We start from the raw sequence: 7,185 nt of genomic DNA on the forward strand, positions 1-7,185 counted from the left end.
TTGCGAAATGAGAAAATATGGATAGAGCTATTTCGATGAAAATCAGTTAACTGATATTATTCAGGAAACTCTAATTATGTGAGCAAAAGTAGGAGATTGGCAGGATATAGACAAAAAAAGCAGCGGACCATTTCGGACCAACTGCATTTTTTCAAAAAAACACCGATTTCATCGGCACTTATAATCTTCTAATTTATTCGCTAAAATGACTAAAGAATCAATTGATAACTTTCAACTCCTCTCTTTATGTCAATATCAGAGTCTAGTTTATGAAGTATATTACGTAAACGACCTACCGCTTTATGAACATTTTCCACACGCTCCTTCCTATTAGGCCACAATTTACTCATTATTTCATCATCTTTTAAAATATAATGCTTTTCTTTATTATTCAAAAACAACTCCAACAATTCATTAGCCTGAGGGGAAAGTCTTGTTTTTATCCCTCTGAGTTCTATAGTCTTTTTCTCCGCATAAAATATCATATCCTCTTTTAACATATAGGAACGTACAGGAGTACTATCTACCTCTTTTACTATTTTCAAGACTTCTATAGTATTCTTTTGTTGCATTAAAACGAGCTTTTTCCGAACTAAGATCCAAGTTTTATACATTCCATAAACAATAAAAATACACAGTAATAAATAGAGTAAAAGTTCAAAATGTATTATACTCCATATGGAATAATAGATATACCCTTTCACTTCTATTTCACAAGCATAACCAATATAAACTGTAAATACTATATTTGAGAAATTACACCATTCACATTGAGTTTTATTACAAGATTTTACTTTTCCCTTTTCATCCGTTACTGAAACAGACAAAGCAGATTCAACAGGAAGATGAGCTTCCAACAAATATTCTCTCCAAATAATATTTAATGAATCTGCAATAATAGGGTGCTTCCCAAAGGTGTAACTATGCAAAGCACGTAAATCTCTATTGCTTGTTATATTCATATAATGCTTATTCCGATCTAAAGGATACTCATGTATCCCCAAAGAATCTCTAATACAAACAGAATCCGGTACATCAGCAGCTACATATTTTGGTTCAAAATATGATACTAAAGGACCTTCCACATTCCGTCTTTTCACTTCCTGATCAACAGCCTCAATAAAAGTGCTTTTTGCCTTTTGTTTAAAAACAGATAGCTTGGACTCATAGGTATATGTACAAGCAAAGAAAAATACAACTCCACTGATACAAGTAGCAATGAACAACAAAATAATATTATAAGTTCTCATCATGTTTCATTTTAGTTCCTTTTCAACCACAAAGGTAACATTATTCAAACTAACAAACGAATAAATCAAGCGATAACCATATCATGAGAAACAAGATTCTTTCAGTTTCAACAGAGAATGGAACGTCAACCGTGTCTCTCTGAATAAGAGATTCTGCTATTCATGAGCTAAAAACTGCATAAATGAGGAATAAAAAAAACGCTCCCTGTATAAATGGAAGCGTTGTCTTTATCATTTTAAAATTCACATTTTTCGGGGGCAATCCCTACTACAAGCTTTTTATTTCTTCAATGGATAGTCCTGTAACTTGCGAAATGGTATCAAGTGGAATATTCAAAGATTTCATATTATGTACCATTTCTCTTTTTTCTTCCATGCGACCTTCCGCACGACCTTCCGCACGCTCGGTATATATATTATCGCGTAGAATCACTATATTATCCAAATGACGATAATAAGCATTTAACTCTTCTTTAGTCATCTTATCCAGTTTCAGGCGTTGACGAGCCTCATCCAACCCCGGCGCTGTCGCACCATCAGGTATATCACCTGTATTCATATAATAAATCCATTCTTCCAACGGGCTACAGGCCACTTGATTGAAATCATTGACCTTCAGAATATAATATTCGGGATAAAGCTGACTGACACTATCGACTTTGAATGTCTGTTTCTGGAAAGGAGTCAATTCCAGAACATCTCCCTGATGGATTCCGCGGAATTCTGTTTTTCCATGATATACGATATCCTTTCCACTCCCTAAAGAGAAATATACAATATTGACACTATATACTTTCCTTACTTTGTCATACCCTTCCCCGCGGTTTATGTATTCGGTCACCAATTTAGAAGTGCCGAATAACATACGTTGGAAATACGCATACTCATTATTGTTTTGAACTTCAATTAAAATGAGTTCACCCTTTGAGTTTTCTGCAAGCATATCCACCCGATTATACTTGTCAAATTCGTCCTCTTGATTGCTCTCACTTTCCAACAGTTTCTGAATGACTATCTTTTCATTTAGAAGAGTGGTAAGAAAACCCTCGAGAACTGCAAAATTGGCTTTATTACGCAACAAGCGTTTCATTGCCCAATCGAAACGAATATAATTACTTGCCATAAGTTCGTCTCCTTTACCGTTTCCTTTTTTCATGCTGACAAAGATAAGCAGAAAATGTTTGATTTCAAGTATATATGATTCAATTTATTTCTGTCTAAGAATATTCTATCTCCCACTCTCCCAAAGTCCGCGTTGCGCTATCGAAATTCACACCAACTTTTACAACCTTACGATGATCTATCTCATAAGGAATGGCATATTGTTTACTATTGATTTGTGCCAACGCTTCTTCGGGAGTTCCGTCTACCTTAAACTCAAGCACATAAATCGCATCAGGCATCTTTATCACTATATCGGCCCTGCCAATGGCATTCTTTACCTCTACATCCACATATTGCCCCATCAAACGGAACAGCAGGTAAAAGATGGTTTGATAGTGTTTTTCCTGATTGTTCTCCAAATCATAAGGAATAGAAGAGAAGAAAGAACGGGTACGAAGCAGACATTGCTCAATATCACCTTTCATCAAATCCCTTACAAAAGAGACTACATAGAAATTACTTTCGCGGGTGGGTTGATTGAGATAGGAAGGAATCAGCGTCTCAATAAAGCCTATTTTAACTTCTTCGTTAGGATAACTTAACGTGTATGTACGGAAAAGAGGTTCATATCCTTTAATAGTCAGATAACCGCTCTGATAAAGTACAGGAATCGGATCGGTGATAACCTCCGTCGCTTTATCAAAGTCCTCATCTTTCACTTCCATCTTCTCCAAGAGATTGAGATTGAAGTCCATTCGCTGCAACATCTCAATCAAGAAAGTAGGCGTGTCGGTAGAGAACCAGAAACTTTTATAGTCCCTTTGAGAAAAAGCATTGAAAAGACTGAACGGATTGTAAATATCTTCACAGTTCTTACTAAAATGATAACCGTCATATTGCCGTTTCAAATGCTGGCAGGCTTCTTCATATGTCTCATGGTTGGCTTGAGCAATCCTCTCAATATCCGGTTGCATCTGACTCCACAATTCACATTCTGTAATACCGCAAATAGCACTATAATCATCACTCATACTGATATTCTGCAAGTTATTCAGCTCACTGAATATGCTCATCTGGCTGAATTTGCTGATACCCGTCAGAAATAAAAAACGAAGGTATTGCCCTTGGGCTTTGAGAGGACTGAAGAATTTACGCATCTCGGTTCGTAATTGTCCTTGTAAAGCTGAGTCACTATTACTATCCAATAAAGGTGCATCATATTCGTCAATCAATACGACAACCTGCTTTCCTGTCTGTTGATAAATCCGTTGAAGCAAGCCTGTCAAACGGGCTGCATAGCTCGTTTCTTCTTCATTTTTTCCATAAGTCCTCTCCCATCCGCTCAAATAAAGATTCAATTGTTCCTGCAAATCTTCAATAGCGGTATATTTTGTTCTGCTGAAATCAATATGCAACACAGGATAAACAGTCCATTCCTGCTCCAACTGTTCTATCGCCAGTCCTTTGAATAAATCTTTTTTTCCAGAGAAATAGGCATCCAGAGTAGAGACTAGAAGACTTTTTCCGAAGCGGCGGGGACGGCTAAGAAAATATACAGTATCCGTATGAACTAATTGATAAACCAATGCAGTTTTATCAATATATACACAATTCATATTACGTAACTGCTCAAAATTCTGTATCCCGATAGGATATCTTCTGAATATCTCTTTCATATCAATCTAATGTCTTTTGTTGAAACATATACAAAGATAACGTTTTTACGCATACCTTGTATAATAAAGTTCTACTATATTAGATAAAATAATGGCTTATTGCTTGAAGATATCCATTGGTTCCGATTGTCCCATATATTGTGTGACTGAAACAATATCCTTGCAGTTTTAACAAAGAATGGAATATCAACTATATTCGTTTATAAGGCATTTTGTCAGAAAGTTGGGATAATGTTTTGGGGGATAATAATCTTTATTATCCAAATATTCAAGCAAAAGTTTGTTCATCTAAAAGCTTTTATTTTACTTTGCATCACAAAGTACTTTTATATGAATAAAGATAAAGCATTAGAATCGGTAAATGAGATAAAAGAGTTGATGGAAAAGTCCTCAAAGTTTATCTCTCTAAGTGGTCTCGCTGCAATCATGGCGGGCATTTACGCATTAGTTGGGGCATATATCGCCACACAAGTTATTACACCGGGCACTTATTCAATTGTTGCCCTTGAACTAATGGTCATAATAGCCTCGCTCGTATTGATAGCTGCGGCGGTCACTACCTGCATCCTGTCCTATTACAAATCTAAAAAGACAGGACAAAAATTTTTCAGCCGCCTCACTTACCGGGCATTGTGGCATTTCTCTTTTCCGATGCTGACCGGAGGTGTTTTATGTATTTCCATCCTTATGCACGAGTATTATGACATTATGGCTTCTGTCATGCTTTTATTTTACGGGCTGGCACTGGTCAACGTTTCCAAGTATACTTATTCCAGCATTGTATGGTTAGGCTATGCTTTCATTTGCCTGGGCGTCGTAGACTGTTTTTGTGAAGGTCATTCACTATTATTCTGGACCATCGGTTTCGGTGTTTTCCATATCCTCTATGGTATATTATTCTATTTACACTACGAAAGAAAGAAATCATAAATGATAGAAGCATTCCAATATATTAATAAAGCATTCGAAAGCAAGGTCCGATTAGGCATCATGGCTATCCTGATGGTAAATGAGGAAGCTGATTTCAATTTTCTGAAAGAACAGCTCTCTCTGACCGACGGCAATCTTGCCAGCCATACCCGCGCCCTGGAAGAACTGGGATATATCGTATGCAACAAAAGTTTTGTCGGACGAAAGCCACGGACTGTTTTTCAGGCAACCCCGCAAGGCAGAGAAGCTTTCAAATCGCATATTGAAGCCTTAGAGAAATTTCTAAAATCAAAATAAATAATTCATCAAAACATTACTGGTTTATGAACGCTTTCAACGAAAATTCAAATGAGCAACAGGCACAGCAACCTATGGGATGCCTCAACCGTTTTTCCAAAACAATCAAAGTGGTCATCATCGGATTATTAATCCTTCTCCTGATGATACCTATGTTCATGATTGAGAATCTTATTTCCGAACGGGGACAAACCCAGGAGGAAGCTATCGACGAGGTAAGCCAAAAATGGAGTCTTGCACAAACCATCACTGGTCCTTACCTGAATCTCCAGTATCCGGTTGTCACTGAAAACAACGGCGAGAAGACGGTTTCCATCAAAGACCTGATACTCTTTCCTGACGAGCTTATGGTCAACGGACAACTGAAGACTGAAATTCTGAAAAGAAGTATCTATGAGGTCAATGTATATCAATCGGAACTGACATTGAAAGGATCATTCAGTTCGGAAGAATTGAAAAAGAGCAGAATAGATATGGAGCAATTGCAGTTTGACAGGGTAGCAATTTGCTTAAACCTGACCGATATGCGAGGTATCAGCGAACAAATCAGCATCACTCTGGGTGATTCTGTTTATATATTCGAACCGGGTATGGACAACAGAGGAATAAATAACACTGGAGTTCATGCAATCGCAAATTTATCGGAATTGAAGCAGAACAAAGAACTGCCATACGAAATAAAAATCAAACTGAAAGGTTCACAGTCACTTAACTTTATTCCGCTGGGTAAAACAACCCGTGTAGACCTGAAAGCCAATTGGAATACACCGAGTTTCACCGGAAACTACCTGCCTAACAACCGGAATATTACCGAAAAAGAATTTTCGGCACAATGGCAAGTTTTGAACTTGAACCGGAATTACTCACAAGTAATGATTGACTATACCAATTCTAATATTAAAGATATAGATAATTCCAGTTTCGGCGTCAATTTCAAGATTCCGGTAGAGCAGTATCAGCAATCCATGCGTTCAGCGAAGTATGCTATCCTGATTATCCTGTTGACATTCGGAGTTATCTTCTTCACTGAAATTATGAATAAAACCCGTATTCATGCTTTACAGTATTTGTTAGTGGGACTGGCACTTTGTCTATTCTACAGCCTGCTCCTCTCCTTCTCCGAACATATCGGCTTCAACCCTGCCTATTTGTTATCTTCTGCACTGACTATTATACTGGTAGGCGGATATATGTTCGGAATCACCAAGCAAAAGAAACCGTCATTAATCATGTCCGGTTTGTTGACTATACTCTATATTTATATCTTTGTTCTTATCCAGCTGGAGACTTTCGCATTATTGGCAGGCAGCTTAGGATTATTTATTATCTTAGCAATGGTGATGTATTTCTCAAAGAAAATAGATTGGTTTAATGAGTAGTCAGTTTTTTAAAATAGAACTATGGACATAATGTATATAAAAGGAGATGCCACATCTCCTATTGCACCCAATAATAAAGTTATCACTCACATCTGTAACGATATTGGCGGTTGGGGATATGATTTATAAATAAAATCAACACTATCGCATGAGCAACCCGCTTTTCTTCTGATACATTTGACAAACGATTTTTTATATTGCATTTTTGAGGAAAGAAAAGTAATCAACAGCATGAATAATATAAGAAAAATAGATACATAAATAACATTTAACTGATATATTTTAGTATCAGTACAAATATGGTATAGGGCAATAGTCTAACGATTATTGTCCTATTTTGTTCATATTTTTACTTAGTTCCTGTTTTAAATTCTCTTCAGTCATAATATTATAGCTGATATTTTAGCTTACCTCGGCTCTTCTTGTCGCGTCCGTCTGTAGTTGGCGGAATGGGTATTAACAGTTGCGCTCCTGGCTATTAATAGAAAACTTCCCGCCCATTAAGTATAAAGTTCCTTCGGACAGGAAGGAAACTTTCTTTTCATTCGA

6 protein-coding genes are annotated in these 7,185 nt (G+C 36.8%); 3 read left to right on the forward strand and 3 right to left on the reverse strand.

The window, feature by feature from the left end; genetic code table 11:
• Window positions 1-209: 209 nt before the first annotated feature.
• The 3 genes from NSB03_RS19430 to NSB03_RS19440 all read right to left on the reverse strand — a co-directional run bounded on the left by NSB03_RS19430 (window position 210) and on the right by NSB03_RS19440 (window position 4,030).
• A complete protein-coding gene (locus tag NSB03_RS19430; RefSeq protein ID WP_128824553.1) occupies window positions 210-1,253 on the reverse strand; it encodes a winged helix-turn-helix domain-containing protein in 1,044 nt (347 codons plus the stop codon).
• A 265-nt stretch (window positions 1,254-1,518) separates the two neighbouring features.
• Entirely contained in the window at window positions 1,519-2,406 is an 888-nt protein-coding gene (locus NSB03_RS19435) for an Rpn family recombination-promoting nuclease/putative transposase (protein ID WP_257466593.1), read from the reverse strand.
• A 61-nt stretch (window positions 2,407-2,467) separates the two neighbouring features.
• Window positions 2,468-4,030, reverse strand: a complete 1,563-nt coding sequence (locus NSB03_RS19440; RefSeq protein WP_257466594.1) for a PD-(D/E)XK nuclease domain-containing ATP-binding protein — start codon at window positions 4,028-4,030, stop codon at window positions 2,468-2,470.
• A gap of 330 nt (window positions 4,031-4,360) precedes the next feature.
• Between NSB03_RS19440 and NSB03_RS19445 the strand changes: the two genes are divergently transcribed.
• From NSB03_RS19445 to creD, 3 genes are read left to right on the forward strand one after another with little or no spacing between them, the layout of a single operon-like run.
• On the forward strand, window positions 4,361-4,960 hold the full coding sequence (locus NSB03_RS19445) for a hypothetical protein (RefSeq protein ID WP_024988808.1): 600 nt from the start codon (window positions 4,361-4,363) through the stop codon (window positions 4,958-4,960).
• Window positions 4,961-5,257, forward strand: a complete 297-nt coding sequence (locus NSB03_RS19450) for a winged helix-turn-helix domain-containing protein (protein ID WP_004313179.1) — start codon at window positions 4,961-4,963, stop codon at window positions 5,255-5,257.
• A 26-nt stretch (window positions 5,258-5,283) separates the two neighbouring features.
• The gene (gene creD / locus NSB03_RS19455; protein ID WP_024988807.1) at window positions 5,284-6,636 is read left to right on the forward strand and encodes a cell envelope integrity protein CreD; all 1,353 of its coding nucleotides are present in this window, start codon (window positions 5,284-5,286) and stop codon (window positions 6,634-6,636) included.
• Window positions 6,637-7,185: the final 549 nt, after the last annotated feature.

The organism is Bacteroides acidifaciens (assembly GCF_024623065.1).
GTDB lineage: Bacteria > Bacteroidota > Bacteroidia > Bacteroidales > Bacteroidaceae > Bacteroides > Bacteroides acidifaciens.